The sequence below is a fragment of the Micromonospora sp. WMMD812 genome (assembly GCF_027497215.1).
Lineage (GTDB): Bacteria > Actinomycetota > Actinomycetes > Mycobacteriales > Micromonosporaceae > Micromonospora.
Genome location: NZ_CP114904.1, coordinates 775,413 through 795,408, shown reverse-complemented (window position 1 = coordinate 795,408; position 19,996 = coordinate 775,413). Strand labels below are relative to the sequence as shown.

Genomic DNA, 19,996 nt, shown 5'->3' with positions numbered 1-19,996 from the left:
GCGCCCACCGGCCGTCGAGGCCCGGCTACGCCACCGAGTTGGCGATCGCGATCGCCTCTCGCTGGGTGAGGTCGCCTTCGAGCCGGTAGCTCACGCCGGCCCTCTCCCAGATCAGGGTCGAGGTGGCGAGCCGCGCGGTCTCCGTGCGGGCCCGGCCGCTGCGATCGACGTACGTCAGGGTGTGGGGGCCGGCGACCCAGACCGCGAAGCCTGCGTCGACCTGGACCATTTCCGTACCTGGTCCGCTGGCCTGCTTCTGGAAGACCGGGTCGAGTCGGCCGTCGAAGGCGTCGATGCGCAGCGCTCCCCCGCGGTAGAGGAGGGTGGCCACCCGGTAGGCGCCCGCGTCGTCCGGGTCGGCCACCTCGATCCGCTCGGCCGGGCCCAGCCGCGCGGGGGTGAGGATCGGGAACAGCACCATCCGCTGCGCCTCGTGCAGGGCGACGGCCTGCTGCGACGGCAGCGGCGACGGCGTGCTGGTGGGCGGCGCCGGCGTGGGCGAGGTCGTGATGGTGACACCGGCGAACCGCAGCAGCCCGGCCACGACGTCGGCCACCGCGGCCCGCCCGGGCGGCAGCACCGCGACGACCAGCGCGACGAGCGTCGCGCCGAGGTAGTACCGCCATCGCCGCCGCCGCGGCGCCGGGCCGGCGGTCCGGAGGCGCCGCGGCATCGGGGCCGCGATCCGGGCGCGTACCCGGGCGGTGATCTCCGGCGGCTCGGGTGTCTCCAGCCACGAGGACAGGTCGCGCAGCTCGCGCTCGAGGTCATCCACCGTGGACCTCCTGGCGGTCGAGCAGGCCCCGCAGCTTCGCCAGCGCCCGGGACGTCCGCGACTTCACCGTCCCCCGGGGCCAGCCCAGCATCGTCACCGTCTCGTCCTCGCTGAGATCGAGGAAGAACCGGCACACGATGACCTCGCGGTCCTTCACCGGTAGCAGGCGCAGCGCCCGGACCAGCATGGCGCGACGTTCCGCGGCCAGCACGGCGCCGACGGCGCCGTCGTCGATGAACTCCGGGTCCGGGTTCACCGCCGCGGCCCGCAGGACGAGGCCGTCCCGCCGACCGCGCGACCGGTGCAGGTTGCGGGTCTCGTTCGCCACGATCGCGAGGATCCAGGAGCGGAAGGACGACTCGCCCCGGTAGCGGGAGAGCTTCCGGTAACCCTTCACGAACGCCTCCTGGGTGACGTCCTCCGCGTCCGAGCCCGCGCCGAGCAGCACCGCCGTCCGGTACGCGGACGCGGTGTGCCGGGCGACCAGGTACTCGTAGGCCTCCCGGTCGCCGGCCTGGGCGCGGGTGACGAACTCGTCGTCGTCCAGTGGTACCTCCGGTGACGTCACGCTCATGACACCGCTCACGGCGTGCGGGTTCCACCCCGGCGGGCGGAACTCCCCCGGGCCCGGCGGTGTCACCCCGACATGATGGCGAACATCTCGATCTCGCGCCGTACCGTCCTGACCGCGCTCGCCGGCGCCGGCGCGGCCGCGCTGGTCGGCTGCGATGCCGCACGGAGGCGGACCGCGGCCCCCGCGGTCGCCGTGCCCGACCCGCTGCTGGTGGAGCTGGAGGGTGGGCTCGGCGTGCTGCGGGGCGCCGGCCGGCAGACCATCCCGCGCTCCCTCGCGACCGCCGACGGGCGGGCGATCTACGGCACCGCGGCCGCCGGCGCCGACACGGCCTTCTTCCGGGTCGACACCGCCACCGGCCACGCCTCCCGGCGTGTCGCGCTGCCGGGCCGCTGGACACCGCAGGCCGTCTCGGCCGACGGCACCCTGGTGGCGCTCACCGCGGACGAGGTCGGTGTCACCGAGGGTCGCCCCGGCGGGCGGGCCGTGACGCCGGTGCTGATCGCCGACGCCGGCGGGGTCCGGCAGCGGCTGGAGCTGCCCGGCAACTTCGTGCCGGAGGCGTTCACCGATGATCGCGGTGGGCTGTTCGTCCTGGAGTGGCTTCCGCCGGCGGCGCCGGACCGCTACCGGGTCCGTGTCGTCGATCTCGCCACGACGGCGCCCGGCCCGCTGTCCACCCGCGCCAAGGTGCCGGTCCCGCCCGGCGCCGAGGAGGAGATGCGCGGCGACGGGCGGCAGGCCGTGCTCGCACCGGACCGGACCACCCTCTACACGCTCTACACCCACCAGGACGACCACCGGCACACCCGCGACCTGGTCAGTGGACGGCCGGGCAACGTGCACGCGTTCGTGCACACGCTGAACCTGGTGGAACGCTGGGCGTACTGCGTGGACCTGCCGCATCCGTTCGGGGCGGGGCCGGCGAGCTGCCACACGACAGCGGTCACTCCCGACGGACGTCGGTTGTTCGTGGCCGACGTGGCGTCGGGCACCGTCGCGGAGATCTCCGCCCAGGAGCTGACGGTACGCCGGACGGCCACCGTCGCCTCGGGCGCCGGCCTCGCCCACTCGGCCGCCGACCACGACCGCCTGTTCGTCGGCGCCGGCCCGACGGTGCGCACGGTGGACCTCGCGCGTCTGGGGGTGGCCGCCGAGTGGCCGGTTCCGGAGCGCGTGACCGGTCTCGTGCTGAGCCGCGACGGTGCCCGCCTGTACGTCGGCCAGCCCGGCGCCGTGAGCTGGCACGATCCCGCCACCGGGGCCGAACTCGGCCGCGCCGCCGTGACCGGCCTCGTGGGCCTGCGTGGCCTGGCCGGGACCGCCTGAGCCGCGGCGCGGGGCACGGCGGCCGCCCGCACGACGGCCGCCGCGCAGGGCCGCGCTACACCTGACCCGCCCGTTTCGGTGCCAGCGGAGCGCCGAGGAACGCGGCGATCGGGTCGACGAGCCGTGGGTGCGCGACGGCGATGGCGTCGTGGCGGCTGCGGGGGACGCGGAGCGTCCGGGCGCCGGGTATGACGCGGGCCAGCGCGTCGTTGTGCTCGGCGAAGTAGGCCGGCGCGTGGTCGCCGCAGGCCAGCAGAACCTCGGCCGTCACGCCCGCGTACTGCTCGGGCGGCCCGTCGTGGGCCACGATTTGCCGGGTCTCGAACAGCGTCATCGGCAGCAGGGCACCCATCGTGCGACCGACGGGCGTGCGCAGGAACGCCCGGGTGACGGCGGTGCGCACGCCGAGCGGCAGCCGCGCCGCGCCGGACTGGGTGTTGACGCCGGCGCCGACGATCGCCAGCGCCTTCGCGATGTCGCCGTCGCGGATCGCCTCGTCCGCGGCGTCGAGGTAGGCGAACGACGGGGTGCCGCCGAGGCAGAACGCGCCGTCGTAGAGGGCGAGCCGGTCAATCGGCAGGCGCAGCGCGGCCCGCAGGGCGACGAAGCCTCCGTAGCTGTGGCCGAGGACGTTGCGCGCGCCGGTGTGCTCCAGCACGGCGCCCAGGTCCTCGATCTCCTGCTCGACCGAGTAGGGCTCGCGCCTCGGCGGGGCGTCGGCGCGACCGCGCCGGTTGTACCGGTGCACCGTGAACCGCTCGGCGAGCCGGACGACCAGCCGCCGGTACTCGTGGATCGTGATCCCTCCGCCGTGCACCAGGACGACACCCGGGCCGGAGCCCGTGGTGTGCAGGACGATGACCGCCCCGTCGGGTGCCGTGATCCGCTCCATGACCCGCTCCCCTCCGATCCTCAAACCGCGAACGGTGTTTGCAGTTTAGCGCATCCGCGTGCCTCGTGGTCGTCGCCGCACCGGATGCCTCGGACGGGCCCGCCACTCCCGCCATCCACGGTGGAGGGGCATCCCGCTCCCGGAGGTGATCGACGGGACCGCCGACCGGACCTAGCATGTCAATGAATGGATCTTCGTCAGCCATCCCTGGCCGCCCGCGGCCACCAGCCCGAAGGAAGGGAGACGCGCGTGCGTCGACTCCCCTGTCTGGCACTACTCGGCGTCGGCCTGTCCGGCGCACTGGTCCTGAGCGGCGCCCCGGCACCGGCGGCCGCCCAGCCCTCGGCCGCACCCGGCATCGTGGTCCGTGACGGCATGACCCAGCCGGTGTTCTCGCTCGCCGACGCCGTCGAGGAGCGGGTGTACGTACAGACTCCCCTCGACACCGACCACGACGGGCGGCTCGATCGGGTGGCGATCGACATCTCCCGGCCCCGGGAGACCGCCACCCAGGGCTTCAAGGTGCCGGTCATCTTCGAGCACAGCCCCTACCGCAAGGACACCTGGGGCGACGTGCCCTACCCGAGCGTGCTGGTGGACGACCTGCCGCAGAACGGCCTGACCCGGCGCTCCGGTCTCCGGGCACTCGACCTCGGAGTCCAACGCGCGGAGGCCAAGGCGAACCTGCCCGGCTCGCTGGACGACTACTACGTGCCGCGGGGGTACGCGGTGGTGCTGGGCCAGAGTGTCGGCACCGGCGACTCGGACGGCTGCCCGACCAGCGGCGACCAGGCCGAGACGCTCGGCACCAAGGCGGTCATCGACTGGCTGAACGGCCGGGCGAAGGGCTACGACGCGAGCGGCGCACCGGTGACCGCCGGCTGGACCACCGGCGCGGTCGGCATGACCGGCGTCTCGTACAACGGCACGCTGCCCAACCAGGTGGCCACGACCGGGGTCCGGGGCCTCAAGACCATCGTGCCGGTCTCCGCGATCAGCAGCTGGTACGACTACTACCGGGCCAACGGCCTGGTCGTCGCGCCCGGGACGTACCAGGGCGAGGACACCGACATCCTGGCCCAGTTCACGGCCGGCCAGACGCGGGCCGAGGGGCGCTGCGCCGACGAGATCGCCGCGCTCACCGCGGAGCAGGACCGGGTGACCGGCGACTACTCGGAGTTCTGGCGGGACCGTGACTACCTCGACGCCAGGGATGTCGCGGCCAGCGTCTTCGTCGTGCACGGCCTCAACGACTGGAACGTGAAGACCGAGCACTTCGCCGGTTGGTGGGACGAGCTGGCCAAGCGTCACGTCCCGCGCAAGATCTGGCTGCACCAGGGCGGGCACGGCGGCCCGGGCAGCAACGCGTCGGTGACCCTGCCCGACGGGCGGACGTGGACCTACAAGCAGACCGAGAACCGCTGGTTCGACTACTGGCTGTGGGACGTCCGCAACGGGATCATGGACGAGCCGACCGCGGTGCTCCAGCGGGAGGACCGGGTCTACACCACATACGCCAACTGGCCCGACCCGGGCGCCCGTGAGGTCGCGCTGAAGCTGGCCGCGACCACCGCCACCGCCCCGGGCACGCTCACCTCCGGCCGTCCGCCAAAGGGCAAGGTCGAGCAGAGCTTCGTCGACGAGGGCCGGACCATCCACCCGGACACTCTGGTGGCCAACCCGGACACGGCGAGCGCGAACCGGCTCGCGTACGTCTCGCCGGCGCTCGGCCAGAACGTCCGCGTCTCGGGCCGCCCGGAGATGCGGCTGCGGATGGCGATCGACAACAAGCCGGACGCGAACCTCACCGTCTACCTGGTCGACTACGGCCCGGCCGGCTCGACCGCCGCGCCGACCGTGGTCACGCGGGGCTGGATGGACCCGCAGAACCGCAAGGGCCCGTCCCGCACCGAGCCGGTGCGGCAGGGCAAGCTGTACGACTACCGGTGGACCCTGGAGCCGAAGGACTACGTCTTCCAGGCCGGCCACCGGATCGGTGTGGTCGTGTTCTCCAGCGACCAGGAGTACACACTGCTGCCGCTCGGCGGCACCGCACTGCGGGTCGCGCCGCACGACAGCGAGCTACGGCTGCCGATGGTCGGCGGACGGGCCGTCCTCGGGTTCTGAGCCGGCCGCCCGGAGCCGGTCACCCCGCCGCGGGTGGGCCGAAGCACTGACGGGGTGGGGTGGCCTGACGCGTCGGGCCACCCCACCCACGTCCGGACGGCGGAGTCGAACGGCCACCCGGATCCGACGGAGCTTCGGACCGGGCCGTCAGCGGTCCAGCGTGAGCACCGCGTAGTCGGCGGCGGTGAGCGGTTCCCGGGTCAGGGATCCGTCCGCGCGGGGCACGTCCAACGGCTGTCCGGCGCGCCGGAAGGAGACCCTGTCCACGTCACCACGTGCGGTGAGCGTGCAGACGATCTGGCCGAAGGCGAGCACCCCGTCGTTGCGGCCCGTCTCGTCGCCGACCGCGCGAACGTCGACCTCAGCCACCCCGCCGTCGAGCCGGGCACCGGCCAGGGTGACCGTCCCCGTCAGGGCGCTGCTCAGGCCGTCGTCGCGTTCCTGCGCACCGGGCCCGGCCAACAGGTGTTGCAGGTGGACGTCCACACTCGGCAGGCTGTCGGTCCGCCGCAGGACCCGGACCATCCGGTCGTCCCGGACGAAGCAGAGCGTCTCGTCGACCCGGCCCTCGGACGTGGTCGGGCTGACGGTCACCGGCACCGGAAAGGGCCCGGGCGGCACCCGGACGGGACGGGGAACCTCGTCGGCCGGCACCCCACACCCGCCCAGCAGCACGGCCAGGGCCAACGGCAGGAATCGCGCCCTCACCGCAGGCTCCCGGGCAGCTCGACGAAGAACCGGGCGCCGCCCCCGGGCCGGTCGATCACGCCCGCGCGGCCACCGTGCGCGGCGGCGTGCTGTGCGACCAACGCCAGCCCGAGTCCCGTGCCGTCCGTGTCCGCGCGGGCGTGCGCCGCCCGACCACGCACGAAGCGGTCGAAGATGCCGACGCGGTCGCCGACGGGCACGCCGGGGCCCTCGTCGTCGACTTCGAGGACGGCCGTGTCGCGATCCCGCCACCCCAGGCGCACGGCCACCGGCCCACCGCCGTAGCGGACGGCGTTGTCGAGCAGGTTGCCCAGAATCTGCTCGACCCGACGTCGGTCGACCCACCAGCCGCCCGTCCCGATCGCCGTGGTGCGGACGAGACTGTCCGGCAGCGATCGGGCGCGGCAGACGTCACGTGCCAGCGCCGCCGCGTCGACGAGTTCCCGCTGGGCGGGCTGTTCGGTACGGGCCAACTGGATCAGGTCGTCGACCAGACGTTGGAAGCGGGTGATCTCGTCGGCGACCAGGCCGGCGGCGGTCGCGGTGCGGTCGTCGTGATGCTCACGCCGACGACTCAGGACGCTCGCGGCGGCCGCCAGGGTCTGCAGTGGTGAGCGCAGTTCGTGGCTGACGTCGGCGGCGAACCGCCGGTCCCGTTCGATGCGCTGCACAAGTTGGTCGACCATGTGGTTGAAGGACGTGGAGAGGCGGGTGAGATCCGGGTCGGTCGTGGCGGCCAGGCGGGTCCCGAAGTCGCCGGCCGCGATCCGCTCGGCCGCGTCGGCCACCGCGGTCAGCGGGCGCAGGCTGTGCCGGGTGGCGTACCAGCCGAGGGCTGCGCCCGATCCGGCGATCATGATGGCCACGGCGGTCAACGTCAGGGCCAACACCTGGAAGGTCCGCTCCACCTCGCGCAACGAGGTGAGTTCGTAGTAGGTGGCGCTGTCCGACAGCGGCACGCCGACGAGCAGCACCGGTTGCCCGTCGATCCGGACCCGTTGCACGGCCGGTGTGCCGGAGCGGACCAGACGTTGCAGGTCCACGGGGACCGAGCTGGCGCTGACTTCGGCATTGCGGGCGTGCCAGCGGCCGTTCAGGTGCAGCAGTGGCCGGCGGATGCTGCCGGTGTCCAGGGAGCGCAGCACCTCCACGACGTCCGGGGCGTCGGTGTCCAGGCCGGTCCGGACCACCGCGGCGTCGACGTACGCCGCGCGCACGGCGGTGCGTTCCCGCTCCTCGAGCAGGGAGCGTCGGGTGAGGTCGTAGGAGAACAGCGCCATCGACGCGGCGAGCAGCAGCGCGCCGACGGCGAAGCCCGCCGTGACCCGGGCCCGGAGGCCGAGACGGGTCATCGCTGCAGCTTGTAGCCGAGGCCGCGGAGCGTGACCAGGTGCCGCGGGTTGGCGGGGTCGTCCTCGATCTTCTGTCGTACCCGGCCGACGTGGACGTCGACGAGACGTTCGTCGCCGGTGTCGTAACCCCACACCCGTTGCAGCAGTTGCTGGCGGGACAGCACCCTGCCGGCGTGCTCGGCCAGTTCGCAGAGCAGTCGGAACTCGGTGCGGGTGACGGGGACGACATCTCCGGCCCGACGCACCTCCCCGGCGTCCGCGCTGATCTCCAGGTCACCGAAGATCTGGGCGGCGACCGGCCCGGCGGTGGCCCGGCCGCGACGGCGCAGTGCCCGCAGCCGCGCCGACAGTTCCTTGATCGCCACCGGCTTCACCACGTAGTCGTCGGCGCCGGCCTCCAGCGCCGCGACGATGTCATGGGTGTCGTCCCGCGCGCTGATCACCACGATCGGGACGTCGTCGTCGCGGCGGAGCTGCCGGATGCACTCGAAGCCGTCGATGCCCGGCAACATCAGGTCGACCAGCACGTTGTCCGCCGGCTCTGACCGCTGCCGCCGCAACCCCTCCTCGGCGGACGCCACGCCATACGCGTGGTAGCCCTCGTCCTCGAGCGCGAGCAGCATGGCCAGCCGGATCCGGTCGTCGTCCTCGATCACCAGTACGGCCGTCATACCGGCATCATCCCCGGCCGGTCCGGGGTTGCCCAATCGTGTCGGCCGCCCTTCGGATTTGTCACACAACCGTCATACAACCGCGCGACCACCTCCAAGATCGTCGCGGACCGTGATAGCCGACGCCGAACGCGGGAGACAGGAGGATCGATGAGCGGGGACGTGCTCGTCAGCGCGCTCGTCGTCGGGCTCATGGTCGGCGCCGCGGGTTGGCTGCCGGTGCCCGGGCGGACGGCCGTCCCGCTCTGGTTGACCCTCGCGCTCGGCGTGGCGGCGGCGCTGCTCGGTGCCATCGTCGTCCGTCTCGCGGGCGCGGGCGCCGACGACTTCACGGCTCTGTTGATCGCCCAGTCGTGCGGCGCCGGGACCGCGGTGCTCCTCGCCGTGCTGAGCGGCCGCCGGCGCACCGATCGCACGAGCGGACCCTGACCGGCCCCACCGCACAGCCGTCCGGGCCCGGGGCCGGTCCGCGGCCCACCGACCCGACAGCGACGAGTGAGAGGAGTGGCGATGACCGTCGTACCAGCGGATCAGTCGATGACCCTGATCTGCGACGGCTGCGGCGACACGATCACCGGCACCGCCTGCGTGCTGCCCGACGCGGAGGTCGTCTGGACGCTCGTGCTCGAGAACGGCTGGGCCGGCTCGCCCTTCGCCTCCGGGCCGCACCACTGCCCCCGGTGCGGCCTGGCTTTGCGGGCGGACGACGACACCGCCGAGGGCGACCGCAGGACGGACCGCGGTCGGACACAGGCCCTCGGGATCGACGATCTGGACGAGGTCGGCCACGAGCCGCCCGGAGGCGAGGCCGAGCCCGTCGAGCTCGTACGACGCGCACTGCGCGAAGCGATCGATCTCGGCGGTCGGTTGCTGGTCGACCTCACCGACGTCGAGGTCATCGATTCGGCGGGTCTGGGTCTGCTCGTTCGCGCCCATCAGGAGGCGCGACGGCGCGGCGGCGCGTTGTGCCTGGTCGCCCCGTCCCGGTTCGTGCTGACCGTGCTGCACACCATGCGCCTCGACGGTGTGTTCCCGATCGTGATGAGCCGCGCGGCCGCCCTTCGTGGCCTGGCCCGCCTGACGGCCGAGACAACCGCCACGCGGGCGGCCCCGCACGGGCGACCGTGAACCGTAGGCGCCGGAACCGACCCCGACCGAAGGACTCATCGTGATTTCCTGGCCACAGCCCGACGATCCCCGGTTCCATCCGGCGGACGACGCCCCCCTGCAGAACGAGGACCTGCGGCTCGCCGCGCTCGTGGCCCAGCGGCTCTGCGTCGACTGGACAACTCGACGCCAGCAGATCGCGGTCGCCGTACAGAACCGGGTGGTGATCCTCAGCGGGACCGTCGCGAGCCCGGAGGCCCGTCAGGTCGCCGGTGACCTCGCGTGGGACGTCCCCGGCGTCTTCGACGTGTGCAATCTGCTGCGACTTGCCCGTCCGCGCCGGGCGGCATGACCCGCCGCTCGATCACACCGATGACGGTGTCGGCGGGGCGGCCTGCTCGCCGGCCCTGACGACAGCCGTTTCGATGATCGTCGTACGGGTAGGATGGCGAGCGGTGTGCCGGGAAGTCTGGTCGGCGGACAATTCGCCGACCCCTCCGGAGGATCCCGATGGCCACGCCCCCCACCGACCGCACGCCGCTGCTCAGCCGCGGCAGTTGGCCGGAGGCACGCCGGATCGCCGACATCCTGCGTACCGAGACCGTGGGTGGTGTGCTGCTGCTGATCGCGGCGGTGCTGGCCCTCGCCTGGGCGAACTCACCGTGGTCCGGCGCGTACCGGTCGCTCGGCGACTTCACGGTCGGCCCGCCGGCGCTGCACCTCGACCTCTCGTTGGGGCAGTGGGCCGCCGACGGCCTGTTGGCGATCTTCTTCTTCGTCGCCGGGCTCGAGCTCAAGCGCGAGTTCGTCGCCGGTGACCTGCGCGAGCCCCGGCGGGCCGTCCTGCCGGTCGCCGCCGCGCTCGGCGGCATGACGGTGCCGGCCCTGATCTACGTGGCGTTCAACGCCGGTACCAGCGGCGGCGCCCTGGCGGGTTGGGCGATCCCCACCGCCACGGACATCGCGTTCGCCCTCGCCGTACTCGGCGTGATCAACACCCACCTGCCCGCGGCCATGCGGACCTTCCTGCTGACCCTCGCGGTGGTCGACGACCTGCTCGCGATCGTGATCATCGCCGTCTTCTACACGAGCGCGCTGCACTTCGGGCCGCTGCTGCTGGCACTGGTGCCGTTGGCGCTGTTCGGCCTGCTGGTGCAGCGCAGGGTGCGCTCCTGGTGGCTGCTGGTGCCGCTGGCCGTGACGACCTGGGCGCTCGTGCACGCCTCCGGGGTACACGCCACGGTCGCCGGGGTGGCGCTCGCCTTCACCGTGCCGGTGCTGCGCCGCAAACCCGGTCCCGGTCCGGGGCTTGCCGAGTACTTCGAACACCGGATCCGCCCCCTGTCGGCCGGGGTCGCCGTGCCGGTGTTCGCCTTCTTCGCCGCCGGAGTGTCGATCGCCGGCGCGGGTGGCCTCGGCCGCACCCTGACCGACTCGGTCGCCCTGGGAGTGACGGTCGGTCTGGTCGTCGGCAAGGCCGTGGGCGTTCTCGGCGCCACCTGGCTCGTGCAGCGGTTCACCCGGGCCCGACTGGCCGAGGGGATCGCGTGGTGGGACATGGTCGGGCTGGCGCTGCTGGCCGGGATCGGCTTCACGGTGTCGCTGTTGATCGGTGAGCTGGCGTTCGGGGCCGGCAGCGAACGCGACGACCACACCAAGGTCGGCGTCCTGCTCGGGTCGCTGGTGTCGGCCCTGCTGGCCACCGCCGTCCTGCGCGCGCGGAACCGCCACTACCAGGGGATCTGCGAGATCGAGGAGCGGGACAGCGACGCCGACGGTGTGCCGGACGTCTACCAGGAGCCACCGGCCCGGTCGGCCTGACCGCGGCCGGCCGGACGCCCTCGCCGTCCACACGCCGTCTCCGACGGTCTTCCGGAGGGCGGACCGCGGCGGGTAGGCTCCGCGGTGGAGTGCCGGGAAGTCTGGTCGGCGGTCACTGTCCGATGCCGACCGTGGAGGCCTCCATGGCTGTCCCTGCCATCCGCACTGCGTGTCTGACCAAACGCTACGGACCGGTGTGCGCGCTCGACTCGCTGGAGTTGACCGTGCCGGCCGGCGAGGTCTTCGGGTTCCTGGGTCCGAACGGCGCGGGTAAGTCCACCACCATCCGGCTGCTGCTCGGCCTGGCCCGCCCGACCGTGGGCCGCGCGTGGATCTTCGACACCGACGTCGCCGACGTCGCCGCGGCGCACCGGTCGATCGCGTACGTACCGGCCGACGTGGCGCTGTGGCCGGCCCTGACCGGGGCCGAGACGTTGGAGTTGCTGGGGCGGGTCGGCCCGGGGGTGGATCGGGCCTACCGGGACGAGTTGGTGGACCGGTTCGCGGTGGACCTGTCCCAGCCGGGGCGGGCCTACTCGACCGGAAACCGGCAGAAGGTGGCGCTGGTCGCGGCGTTCGCCACCCGGGCGCCGCTGCTGATCCTCGACGAGCCGACCAGCGGACTGGACCCGTTGATGGAGCGGGAGTTCCAGAAGGCGGTCGCGCAGGCCCGTGAACGGGGGCAGACCGTCTTCCTGAGCTCCCACCAGCTGGCCGAGGTCGAGGCGGTGTGCGACCAGGTGGCGATCCTGCGTGCGGGTCGCCTGGTCGAGGTCGCCGGGGTCGCCGACCTCCGCCGCCTGCACCGCAGCCAGGTCGAGGTCACCTTCGCCGGCTCCGCGCCGGAGCTGACCGGGGTGCCGGGGGTCGAGACGGTGGAGCAGGTCGGGCCGGCCCGACTGCGGTTCACGCTCAGCGGCTCGCCGGCGCCGGCGCTGCGCGCGCTGTCCCGGGCCGAGGTCACCGCGGTGCAGATCCACGAGCCGACCCTCGAGGAGATCTTCCTCGACTACTACGCGCCGGAGTCCCGGTGACCGCCGTCGCCGCTCCTGCCGAGCGCACTCCGGTCGACCCGTCCGTGGGGCTCGCCGGCGCCGCCGTCACCCGGCTCGCGCTGCGGCAGGTCCGGCGTGGCGCCCTGATCGTCGTCGCGCTGCTCGCCGGCATGTCCGCGATGGTCGCCGCCACCTACGCCAGCACCGTCGGCGACGCGCTCGACGCCGCCGCGCTGGAGGCGCTGGCCGAGAATCCGGCCATCCGTACGCTGTTCGGCCGGCCGGTCGCCCTGGACGGCGCGGGCGGGTTCACGGTGTGGCGTACCGGCACCGTACTGGCCGTGCTCGCCGGGGTGTGGGGGCTGCTGGCCGCCACCCGGATCACGCGTGGCGAGGAGGACGCCGGCCGGTGGGACCTGCTGGCCGCGGGTCCGGCCCCGATCACCTCGCTGGTGGCGCGGCACGCGGTCGTGCTCTGCGGTGCGACGGTGATCGCCGGACTCGCGGCGGGCGGTGCCCTCGCCGCCGTCGGCACCCCGCCCGCCGGGGCGCTGCTGCACGGGACCGGTCTCGCGCTGGTCGGGGTGTACTTCGTCGCCGCCGGCACGCTGACCGCACAGCTGTTTCCCACCCGGGCCGGGGCCACCGGCGCCGCAGTCGCGCTGCTCGGCGCCGGGCTGCTGGTGCGGATGGTCGGCGACGGCGTCGCCGCGCTCGGGTGGCTGCGCTGGCTGTCGCCGTTCGGGCTGGTCGCGCTCTCCCAGCCGTACGCGGCGAACCGCGTCCTCCCGCTGGCGGTTCTGGCGGTCGCCGCCGCCGCTCTGTTCGGCGCGGCGTTGGCGGCGGCCGGGCGTCGCGACGTACGCGGCGGCTGGTTCGGGCCGGCCGCGGGCCGAGCGCCCCGGCTGCGGCTGCTCCGCTCGGTGCCCGGGTTCGCCACCCGCCGGATGATGCGCCCGCTCGGCGGCTGGGCGGCCGGGGTGGGCGCGTACTTCCTCCTCATCGGCATGCTCGCCGTGTCGATGACCGAGTTCCTGACCGACAACCCACGGTTCGCCGACCTCGCCGCGCAGGCCGGGTTCGCCGGCCTCGGCTCGGTCGAGGGCTACGTGGCCGCGCTGTTCGCCCTGCTCGCGGTGCCGGTCGGCGTCTTCGCCGCCGTCCGCGTCGCCACGACCGCCGCCGACGAGGCCGACCGTCGGCTCACGCTGCTCTACGCCCAGCCGGTCACGCGGGTCCGACTCCTCGTCGCCGAGGCGGCAGTCACCTGCGGTGGCACGCTGGTCCTCGCCGTGGTCGCCGGCCTCGCCACGTGGGCCGGGGCCACCGCCGTGGACGCGCCGCTCGGGCTCGGCGCCGCGCTCGCCGGTGCCCTGAACACGCTCCCGATCGCGCTGCTCTGCCTGGGCGCCGCCGTGCTCTCGCTCGGTTGGCTACCCCGCGCGGTCGCCCTCGTCGGCGCCCTGCCCGCCGCGGGAGGCTTTCTGCTCCAGGTCGTGGCCGACAGCACCGGCGCGCCGGCCTGGGTCGGTCGGCTCTCCCCGTTCGCGCACCTTGCCCCGGTCCCCGACCGAGCACCGCACTGGCCTGCGGCCGGCGTCATGCTGACCGTCGCCGTGCTGCTCGCCGTGCTCGGCGCCGTCGGCTACCGTCGGCGGGACCTCCGCGGGTGATTCGCGGGTGCCGCGCCGGCCACGCCGTCCGCCGAACGTGGCGCGACGCGCCGTGACCTGCGATCATCACCGCCATGCCCGTCGCTCGTCGCACCCTGCTCGGGGCCGGCCTGGCCGCCGCCACCGCCACGCTCGGTGGCTGCGCCGCGGCGCCCGACGGCGGCTCCTCGCCGGCCACGGCGGGCCCCCAAGCCGCCGGGGCCACCGGCACCGGTCGGGCAACCGAGGCCTTCGGCGCCAACCCGTCCCGGCCGTCGGCGACCCCGGGCAGCGGCACCGTCGGGCAGGCGCCGTACGCCGGCGAGGTCACCCGGGTCCTCCGGCGCGGGCTGCCCGCCGGCTCGGACACGGTCAGGCACGCGGGCTACCCCGGGGCGGTCGCCCTCGTCCTGGTCGACGGCAGGGTCGCCGTGCACACCGCAGTCGGCGAGGCGCTGCGCTACGGCGCCGGCCCCACGCTCCTACCCGCCGGCCGGCGGGTCGCGATGCGCCCCGACTCGATCTTCGACCTCGCCTCGGTCACCAAGGTCTACACCGCGATCCTGCTGCTACAGCAGGTCGACAAGGGGCGCGTGCGACTCGACGCCCCCGTCACCGACTACCTGCCGGAGTTCGGCGGGGCCGGGAAGGACGACGTCACCGTCGCCATGCTCCTCACCCACACCAGCGGCCTGCCCGTCGGCGCCAGGGTCACCGGCCTGGGCAGCAACGCCGCCCGCTGGTCCGCCGTGCTCGCCACCCCGCTCGTGGCCGGCGCGACCCCCGGTGACACCTTCCGCTACTCCAGCGTCGGGCTGATGGTCGCCGGCAAGATCGTGGAGAAGGTCACCGGGCAACGCCTCGACCGGGCCCTGAGGAGCAACCTCACCGGTCCCCTCGGCCTGCGCGACACCGGCTTCAACCCCAACACCTGGCTCGGCGCCAACGCGCGGGCCAGCCGCCTCGTCGCCACCGACGCCCGCTCCTCCCGCGGCCTGCTGCGCGGCACCGTCCACGACGACGTCGCCAACCACCTCGGTGGCATCGCCGGCCACGCCGGTGTCTTCGCCAGCGCCGCCGACCTCGCCGCGATCGGCCAGCTCCTCCTCGACGGGGGCACCCACCGGGGCCGGCGCATCCTCGCCGAGGCCACCGTCAGGCGGATGCTCACCAACGCCAACGGCGGCAAGCCGGCGATCGACCCCGAACGCCCCAACCGCACCTCCGCCCACGGCCTCGGCGTCGTCCTCAACCAGCCCTGGTTCATGGGCCGGCTCTCCTCGGCCCGCACCTTCGGTCACACCGGCTTCGCCGGCCCGTCGCTCCTGGTCGATCCCGGCCGCGGACTCGTCCTGACGCTGCTCACCAACCGGGCGCACCCCAACTGGAGCTGGGCGAACCCGGATCCGACCCGGGTCGCCGTCGCCGACGCCCTCGCCCGCGCCGTCGGCTGACCGTCGCGGCCAGGTCACCGCCGGACACCGACCAGGGCCGCTGTCACCACCACCAGCGCACCGGCGGGAACCGCAGGATCCGGTCGTCGTCCGGAGCGGGAACGCCCCGGCCGTCGCGGTTGCTGGTCGTGACCCAGAGGGAGCCGTCCGGTGCGGCGACCACCGTGCGCAGCCGGCCGTACGCGCCGACGAGCTGCGCGGTCGGCGTGCCGACCCCGCCGGACCAGTGGAGCGGTACGACCCACAGCCGGGTGCCCCGCAGGGCCGCGACGTACAGGGTGTCGCCCACGATCGCCGCACCACTGGGCGACGCCTCGGCGGGTCGCCACGTCACAACCGGATCGCGGAAGCGCGGGTCGCCAGCGACGCCCTCGACGACCGGCCAGCCGTAGTTGCCCCCGGGAACGATCCGGTTGACCTCGTCCCAGGCGCCCGCGCCGAATTCAGTCGCGTAGAGCCGGCCACGCCGGTCCCAGTCGAGACCCTGGACGTTGCGGTGGCCGAGGCTGTACACCAGTGAACCGGCGATCGGGTTGGTCCGCGGCACGCCGCCGTCGGGCCGCATCCGCAGAATCTTGCCGTTGCGGCTCCCCGGGTCCTGAGCGGTGGCCGCCTGGCCGGCGTCGCCGACGCCCGCGTACAGCAGGCCGTCGGGGCCGAAGGCGATGCGGCCGCCGTTGTGGGCGCCGGCCCGGGCGAGGCCGGTGAGGATCGGCTCCTGAAGGTGCGGCGCGGTGAGCCGGAAGCGAACGATCCGGTTGTCGGCGCTCGACGTGAAGTAGGCGTACACGTATCGGTCGATGCGGTAGCGCGGCGAGACCGCCAGTCCGAGCAGGCCGCCCTCGCCGACGGCGGCGACGCCGGCGATCTGTGCGACCTGCTGCGGCGGGGATCCTCGGCGCACCCGCAGCACCCGCCCGCTGTCCCGCTCGCCGACGAGCGCGCTGCCGTCGGGCAGGAACGCCAGGCCCCACGGAACGTCGAGGCCGGTGGCGACGACCTCCGGTCGGGTCAGGTCGATCCCCCGCCAGCCGGACGCGCCGCGCTCCCCCGGCTGGTGCGCGCTCGCCCCGGCGGGCAACCCGGTGACGCCGACGCACGCGGCGAGCGTCACCGCGGCCACAACGACGCGTCGTCTCATGCCGCACTCCCCACGCTTTGGGGCGACGCCGGTCGGCACCGGCGCCCTGCCCACATCGTGGTCAGCGTCCACGCCCGGCCGTCACCGTGGCGTCACGCGCGCGTGCTCGGTGGAGACGCGGGTACGGGGCGGCCGATCCCGCCGGTGCGCGTCCGCGGAGTGGGATCGGCGCGCCCACCGGCCTACCGGGTCGCCGCCTCGGCGGCGCGCAGGGCGTTGCGGAACAGCATGGCCACGGTGGTGGGCCCGACCCCGCCGACCCGTGGGGTGATGGCGCCCGCCACCCGCGCGCAGGCCTCGTCGACGTCCGGCAGCAGCCGGCGGCCGGCGTAGCGGACGCCGGCGCCGATCACGACCGCGCCCGGCTTCACGTGCTCCGGCTGGATGATCCCGGGCACCCCGGCGGCGGCGACGAGGATGTCGGCGCGGCGGGTGTGCCGCTGCCAGTCGGGCACGCCCGAATGCACGACGGTGACGGCGGCGTCGGCGGTCGGACGCTTCTGCGACAGCAGCATCGCGAGCGGGCGGCCGAGGGTGGCGCCGCGGCCCAGGATGACGACGTCCCGTCCGGCGACCGGGATCTCGTGGTACGCCAGCAGCGCCTCGATGCCGGCCGGGGTGCAGGGCAGCGGTCCGGGCACGCCGACCGCGAGGCGACCCATGTTGAGCGGGTGCATCCCGTCGACGTCCATGTCGGGATCGATGAGTTGCAGCGCGGCGTCGTAGTCCAGGTGGGCGGGGATCGGGTACTGGACCAGCAGCCCGTGCACCGCCGGGTCGGCGTTGAAGCCGGCGATGACCCGGTGCAGGTCCTGCTGTGTGGCGCTGGCGGGCAGGTGCTCGTGCGGGGACTCGAACCCCAGCGCGGCGGCCTGACGCTGCTTGATGCGGATGTAGCCGGCGCTGGCGTCGTCGTCGCCGACCAGCACGGTCGCCAGGCTCGGTGTGACGCCGCGACCGCGCAGGCGGGCGACACCGGCGGCGACCTCGTCGAGCACCGCCTCGGCCACCGGCGCACCCGGCAGCAGCCGGGCCGTGCCGGACGGCTGGGTCTCAGGCAGTGGTGTGGTGGTGGACATGGGACTCCTCGGCGCGGGCGCCCAGGCGGTCGACTCCCGCGACAAGCTCCCCGATGGTTCGACCATCCCCGTGCCGCCAGTCGCTGCTGACTCGATGATGCCCCATGCGGGGGCCGCTCGTCCCACCGGGCACCGCTCCGCGGCGCGTCACGGGCGCGGCGCCACCGGCTCAGTGCAGCCGGCTCTTCCAGTGCTCCGGCACCCGACCCTGCGGACCGGGGGCGGGCTGGTCGAGCGGGCGCGAGTGCGGCTCGGCCAGCTCCGGCCCGTCGGCGTAGAACTGCTCGCTGGAGTAGTCCCAGAACCATGACTCGCCGGGCTCGAAGCTCTGGATGATCGGATGACCCGTCGCGGCGGCGTGGGCGGTCGCGTGCTGGCTCGGCGAGGAGTCGCAGCAGCCGACATGGCCGCAGGCCGCGCAGCGGCGCAGGTGGAACCACCACCCGCCGGAGGATTCGCACTCCACGCAGCCCGGGCCGCTCGGCGGCACGGCAGGGTCGATCGCCCCGGTCCCGGGCTGCGGCTCCAGCTTGGGCTTGGCCTGGTCACCCACGATGCGTACCTCCCGGCTCGCGGCCTCCGACGGTCGGGGCCGGTCCCCACCCGCGCCGGACCGCCCCGGCCTCGCAGTCTGGCACCTCGAACGCATCGGTCGGCGCCCCGCCCCACCGGGTGTGCCGGTCGGCACTCACCGACGGGTCCGGGGACCGGCGCGGTGTCGGAGGCCCGGCCGGGCACGGGGGTACGCGCGGCAGGTGAGAAGGGGATGGGGCGACCAATTCGTTTGCTTGACAACCGATATGGCGGTCAACACATGGAGCTAGACTGGGCCGCATGTCCGTCGCCACAGGTCCGTCCGACCGCCAGCGCGGTTCGAACTTCGGCTGGTCCCTCGGCATGGTGCTGCGCCGCTGGCACGAGTACGTCGAGGAGGCGCTGAAGGACCTCCCGCACGGCAGCCGCGGCTACCACATCCTGGCGGTGGTCGTCCACGAGGAGGTGCCGACACAGGGCGCTCTGGCGTCCCGCCTGGTGATCGACCGCAGCGTCCTGACGTACGTGATCGACGACCTGGAGAACGCGGGCCTCATCGAGCGGCGGTTGGACCCCCGCGATCGGCGGGCCCGCCGGATCGTGGCCACCGAGCGGGGGCGGCGGGCCCTCGCCGAGGCGGAGCAGCGGGTCGCGCACGCGGAGGATCACGTGCTGGGCGGCCTGCCCGAGGAGCAGCGGGCCGCCTTCCGCGACTTCGCCGAGCGCGCCGCCGAGGCGATCCACGTCGCCGCGCCGGGAACAGACCCCTGCGTCGCGGTGACGAGCGTTCTTCCGCCGGCGGACGAGTCCCGCTGATCCGCGGCCGACCCGTCCCCCGGCCGACCCGTCCCGCGGCGCGCTTCCTCGACGTCAGGCGTGGAGCCGGTACGAATCCCCGTCCCGCACCACGTACCCGGCGGTCGGGCCGGCGAAGTGCGTGCCGATGAGCAGTGACCGGTCGTCGGCCAGGGCCGACAGGAGTTCCCGGCGGGTGCGGACCGCCTGCGCGGCGTCGAGGTCGCCGTGGGACGTCCACTCGGGGTGGGCCAGTTGGGCGGGATGGTGGATGCAGTCGCCGGTGATGAGGGCGCGTTCGCCTCTGGACGTGATCTCGATGCTGACGTGCCCCGGGGTGTGCCCGGGCGTGGGTGCCAGGCGGACCCCGTCGCCGACCTGGTGACGGTTCCCGACCAGGTCGACCAGACCCGCCTCGACGACGGGCCGTACGGAGTCCGCGAAGGCGGCCGCGTACGCCCGTCGCATCCCGTCGGTCGCGGTCTCGGCATCCGCCCGCCAGTGGTCGAGCTCCTCCCGTACGACCAGGTGCCGGGCGTTCGTGAAGGTGGGCACCCAGTTCCCGTCCACGAGGCGCGTGTTCCAGCCCACGTGGTCCATGTGGAGGTGGGTGAACAGGACGGTGTCGATCGACTCCGCCGGGAAGCCGGCCTCCGCCAGGCGACGCAGGAACGGGGTGTCCAGGTTGTTCCACGCGTCGACCGGGCGGCCCTGCTTCTGGTTGCCGAGAGCCGTGTCCACGAGGATCCGGCGCTCCGGCGTCTCGATGACGAGGGAGTGGATGCTGGTCCTCAACCGGCCGTCCCGCGTCATGAAGTGTGGATACAGCCAGTCGATGCCCTCGACGGCCTCCGGGGTCGCGGCGGGGAGCATGAGTTCGGCGTCGCCGACACTCTCCAATTCGACGATCTTCGTGATGGTGGCGTCACCGACCTGCCACGTCTGCACGTGCTGACCTTCTTTCCGTTGTGCGGCCCGACGTCTCCGGCG

Annotated in this window: 20 protein-coding genes; 10 read left to right on the top strand and 10 right to left on the bottom strand. The window is 74.0% G+C overall.

Features of this window, described 5'->3' with window-relative positions; translation table 11 throughout:
• Positions 1–25: 25 nt before the first annotated feature.
• Together O7603_RS03600 and O7603_RS03595 are read right to left on the bottom strand one after the other, a co-directional pair.
• On the bottom strand, positions 26–775 hold the full coding sequence (locus O7603_RS03600) for a hypothetical protein (protein ID WP_281574253.1): 750 nt from the start codon (positions 773–775) through the stop codon (positions 26–28).
• Positions 768–1,349, bottom strand: coding sequence for an RNA polymerase sigma factor (locus tag O7603_RS03595; RefSeq protein WP_281574252.1), 582 nt, complete (start codon positions 1,347–1,349; stop codon positions 768–770). Before O7603_RS03595 ends, O7603_RS03600 begins: the two co-directional genes overlap by 8 nt.
• Before the next feature lie 75 nt (positions 1,350–1,424).
• Between O7603_RS03595 and O7603_RS03590 the strand changes: the two genes are divergently transcribed.
• Positions 1,425–2,678, top strand: a complete 1,254-nt coding sequence (locus O7603_RS03590) for a hypothetical protein (protein WP_281574251.1) — start codon at positions 1,425–1,427, stop codon at positions 2,676–2,678.
• A gap of 55 nt (positions 2,679–2,733) precedes the next feature.
• Here the strand turns inward: O7603_RS03590 and O7603_RS03585 are convergent, their stop codons facing one another.
• Positions 2,734–3,570 carry an alpha/beta fold hydrolase gene (locus O7603_RS03585; protein ID WP_281574250.1) on the bottom strand — a complete coding sequence of 279 codons (837 nt, stop codon included), beginning with the start codon at positions 3,568–3,570 and terminating at the stop codon, positions 2,734–2,736.
• A gap of 249 nt (positions 3,571–3,819) precedes the next feature.
• Between O7603_RS03585 and O7603_RS03580 the strand changes: the two genes are divergently transcribed.
• Positions 3,820–5,697 carry a Xaa-Pro dipeptidyl-peptidase gene (locus tag O7603_RS03580; RefSeq protein ID WP_281574249.1) on the top strand — a complete coding sequence of 626 codons (1,878 nt, stop codon included), beginning with the start codon at positions 3,820–3,822 and terminating at the stop codon, positions 5,695–5,697.
• Positions 5,698–5,844: 147 nt separating this feature from the next.
• On the opposite strand, the gene O7603_RS03575 is transcribed toward O7603_RS03580, so the two are convergent.
• The 3 genes from O7603_RS03575 to O7603_RS03565 are packed head-to-tail and all read right to left on the bottom strand — an operon-like array spanning position 5,845 to position 8,428.
• Positions 5,845–6,405 (bottom strand): GerMN domain-containing protein, encoded by a 561-nt coding sequence (locus tag O7603_RS03575; protein ID WP_281574248.1) that lies wholly within the window; start codon positions 6,403–6,405, stop codon positions 5,845–5,847.
• On the bottom strand, positions 6,402–7,757 hold the full coding sequence (locus tag O7603_RS03570) for a HAMP domain-containing sensor histidine kinase (protein WP_281574247.1): 1,356 nt from the start codon (positions 7,755–7,757) through the stop codon (positions 6,402–6,404). The genes O7603_RS03575 and O7603_RS03570 overlap by 4 nt, the downstream gene beginning before the upstream one ends.
• Positions 7,754–8,428 carry a response regulator transcription factor gene (locus tag O7603_RS03565; RefSeq protein WP_281574246.1) on the bottom strand — a complete coding sequence of 225 codons (675 nt, stop codon included), beginning with the start codon at positions 8,426–8,428 and terminating at the stop codon, positions 7,754–7,756. The genes O7603_RS03570 and O7603_RS03565 overlap by 4 nt, the downstream gene beginning before the upstream one ends.
• Positions 8,429–8,578: 150 nt before the next feature.
• Here O7603_RS03565 and O7603_RS03560 point away from each other — a divergent pair, with 150 nt between their 5' ends.
• The 7 genes from O7603_RS03560 to O7603_RS03530 all read left to right on the top strand — a co-directional run bounded on the left by O7603_RS03560 (position 8,579) and on the right by O7603_RS03530 (position 15,457).
• Positions 8,579–8,857, top strand: coding sequence for a hypothetical protein (locus O7603_RS03560; protein WP_281574245.1), 279 nt, complete (start codon positions 8,579–8,581; stop codon positions 8,855–8,857).
• Between the two features lie 81 nt (positions 8,858–8,938).
• Entirely contained in the window at positions 8,939–9,556 is a 618-nt protein-coding gene (locus O7603_RS03555) for an STAS domain-containing protein (protein WP_281574244.1), read from the top strand.
• 37 nt (positions 9,557–9,593) lie between these two features.
• A complete protein-coding gene (locus O7603_RS03550; protein ID WP_281576583.1) occupies positions 9,594–9,887 on the top strand; it encodes a BON domain-containing protein in 294 nt (97 codons plus the stop codon).
• 158 nt (positions 9,888–10,045) lie between these two features.
• Positions 10,046–11,356: a Na+/H+ antiporter NhaA gene (gene nhaA, locus O7603_RS03545; RefSeq protein WP_281574243.1), complete on the top strand. Its 1,311-nt coding sequence runs from the start codon at positions 10,046–10,048 to the stop codon at positions 11,354–11,356.
• A 143-nt stretch (positions 11,357–11,499) separates the two neighbouring features.
• Positions 11,500–12,390: an ABC transporter ATP-binding protein gene (locus O7603_RS03540; RefSeq protein ID WP_281574242.1), complete on the top strand. Its 891-nt coding sequence runs from the start codon at positions 11,500–11,502 to the stop codon at positions 12,388–12,390.
• Positions 12,387–14,024 carry a hypothetical protein gene (locus tag O7603_RS03535; protein ID WP_281574241.1) on the top strand — a complete coding sequence of 546 codons (1,638 nt, stop codon included), beginning with the start codon at positions 12,387–12,389 and terminating at the stop codon, positions 14,022–14,024. Before O7603_RS03540 ends, O7603_RS03535 begins: the two co-directional genes overlap by 4 nt.
• A gap of 74 nt (positions 14,025–14,098) precedes the next feature.
• Positions 14,099–15,457: a serine hydrolase domain-containing protein gene (locus tag O7603_RS03530; protein WP_281574240.1), complete on the top strand. Its 1,359-nt coding sequence runs from the start codon at positions 14,099–14,101 to the stop codon at positions 15,455–15,457.
• A 43-nt stretch (positions 15,458–15,500) separates the two neighbouring features.
• Here the strand turns inward: O7603_RS03530 and O7603_RS03525 are convergent, their stop codons facing one another.
• The 3 genes from O7603_RS03525 to O7603_RS03515 all read right to left on the bottom strand — a co-directional run bounded on the left by O7603_RS03525 (position 15,501) and on the right by O7603_RS03515 (position 18,230).
• On the bottom strand, positions 15,501–16,598 hold the full coding sequence (locus O7603_RS03525) for a PQQ-dependent sugar dehydrogenase (RefSeq protein WP_281574239.1): 1,098 nt from the start codon (positions 16,596–16,598) through the stop codon (positions 15,501–15,503).
• 182 nt (positions 16,599–16,780) lie between these two features.
• On the bottom strand, positions 16,781–17,677 hold the full coding sequence (locus tag O7603_RS03520; protein ID WP_281574238.1) for a bifunctional 5,10-methylenetetrahydrofolate dehydrogenase/5,10-methenyltetrahydrofolate cyclohydrolase: 897 nt from the start codon (positions 17,675–17,677) through the stop codon (positions 16,781–16,783).
• 169 nt (positions 17,678–17,846) lie between these two features.
• Positions 17,847–18,230, bottom strand: a complete 384-nt coding sequence (locus tag O7603_RS03515; protein WP_281574237.1) for a UBP-type zinc finger domain-containing protein — start codon at positions 18,228–18,230, stop codon at positions 17,847–17,849.
• 281 nt (positions 18,231–18,511) lie between these two features.
• Between O7603_RS03515 and O7603_RS03510 the strand changes: the two genes are divergently transcribed.
• Positions 18,512–19,027 (top strand): MarR family transcriptional regulator, encoded by a 516-nt coding sequence (locus O7603_RS03510; RefSeq protein ID WP_281574236.1) that lies wholly within the window; start codon positions 18,512–18,514, stop codon positions 19,025–19,027.
• Positions 19,028–19,081: 54 nt separating this feature from the next.
• Here O7603_RS03510 and O7603_RS03505 read toward each other — a convergent pair whose 3' ends face one another.
• Positions 19,082–19,954, bottom strand: a complete 873-nt coding sequence (locus tag O7603_RS03505; RefSeq protein ID WP_281574235.1) for an MBL fold metallo-hydrolase — start codon at positions 19,952–19,954, stop codon at positions 19,082–19,084.
• Positions 19,955–19,996 lie beyond the last annotated feature (42 nt).

Excerpts from the sequence above, each read along its gene's own strand:
- O7603_RS03595 (WP_281574252.1), bottom strand. The coding sequence starts at position 1,349 with ATGAGCGTGACGTCACCGGAGGTACCACTGGACGACGACGAGTTCGTC.
- O7603_RS03555 (WP_281574244.1), top strand. The coding sequence starts at position 8,939 with ATGACCGTCGTACCAGCGGATCAGTCGATGACCCTGATCTGCGACGGC.
- O7603_RS03510 (WP_281574236.1), top strand. The coding sequence starts at position 18,512 with ATGTCCGTCGCCACAGGTCCGTCCGACCGCCAGCGCGGTTCGAACTTC.
- O7603_RS03560 (WP_281574245.1), top strand. The coding sequence starts at position 8,579 with ATGAGCGGGGACGTGCTCGTCAGCGCGCTCGTCGTCGGGCTCATGGTC.
- O7603_RS03585 (WP_281574250.1), bottom strand. The coding sequence starts at position 3,570 with ATGGAGCGGATCACGGCACCCGACGGGGCGGTCATCGTCCTGCACACC.
- O7603_RS03570 (WP_281574247.1), bottom strand. The coding sequence starts at position 7,757 with ATGACCCGTCTCGGCCTCCGGGCCCGGGTCACGGCGGGCTTCGCCGTC.
- nhaA (WP_281574243.1), top strand. The coding sequence starts at position 10,046 with ATGGCCACGCCCCCCACCGACCGCACGCCGCTGCTCAGCCGCGGCAGT.
- O7603_RS03590 (WP_281574251.1), top strand. The coding sequence starts at position 1,425 with ATGGCGAACATCTCGATCTCGCGCCGTACCGTCCTGACCGCGCTCGCC.
- O7603_RS03520 (WP_281574238.1), bottom strand. The coding sequence starts at position 17,677 with ATGTCCACCACCACACCACTGCCTGAGACCCAGCCGTCCGGCACGGCC.
- O7603_RS03565 (WP_281574246.1), bottom strand. The coding sequence starts at position 8,428 with ATGACGGCCGTACTGGTGATCGAGGACGACGACCGGATCCGGCTGGCC.
- O7603_RS03525 (WP_281574239.1), bottom strand. The coding sequence starts at position 16,598 with ATGAGACGACGCGTCGTTGTGGCCGCGGTGACGCTCGCCGCGTGCGTC.
- O7603_RS03530 (WP_281574240.1), top strand. The coding sequence starts at position 14,099 with ATGCCCGTCGCTCGTCGCACCCTGCTCGGGGCCGGCCTGGCCGCCGCC.
- O7603_RS03540 (WP_281574242.1), top strand. The coding sequence starts at position 11,500 with ATGGCTGTCCCTGCCATCCGCACTGCGTGTCTGACCAAACGCTACGGA.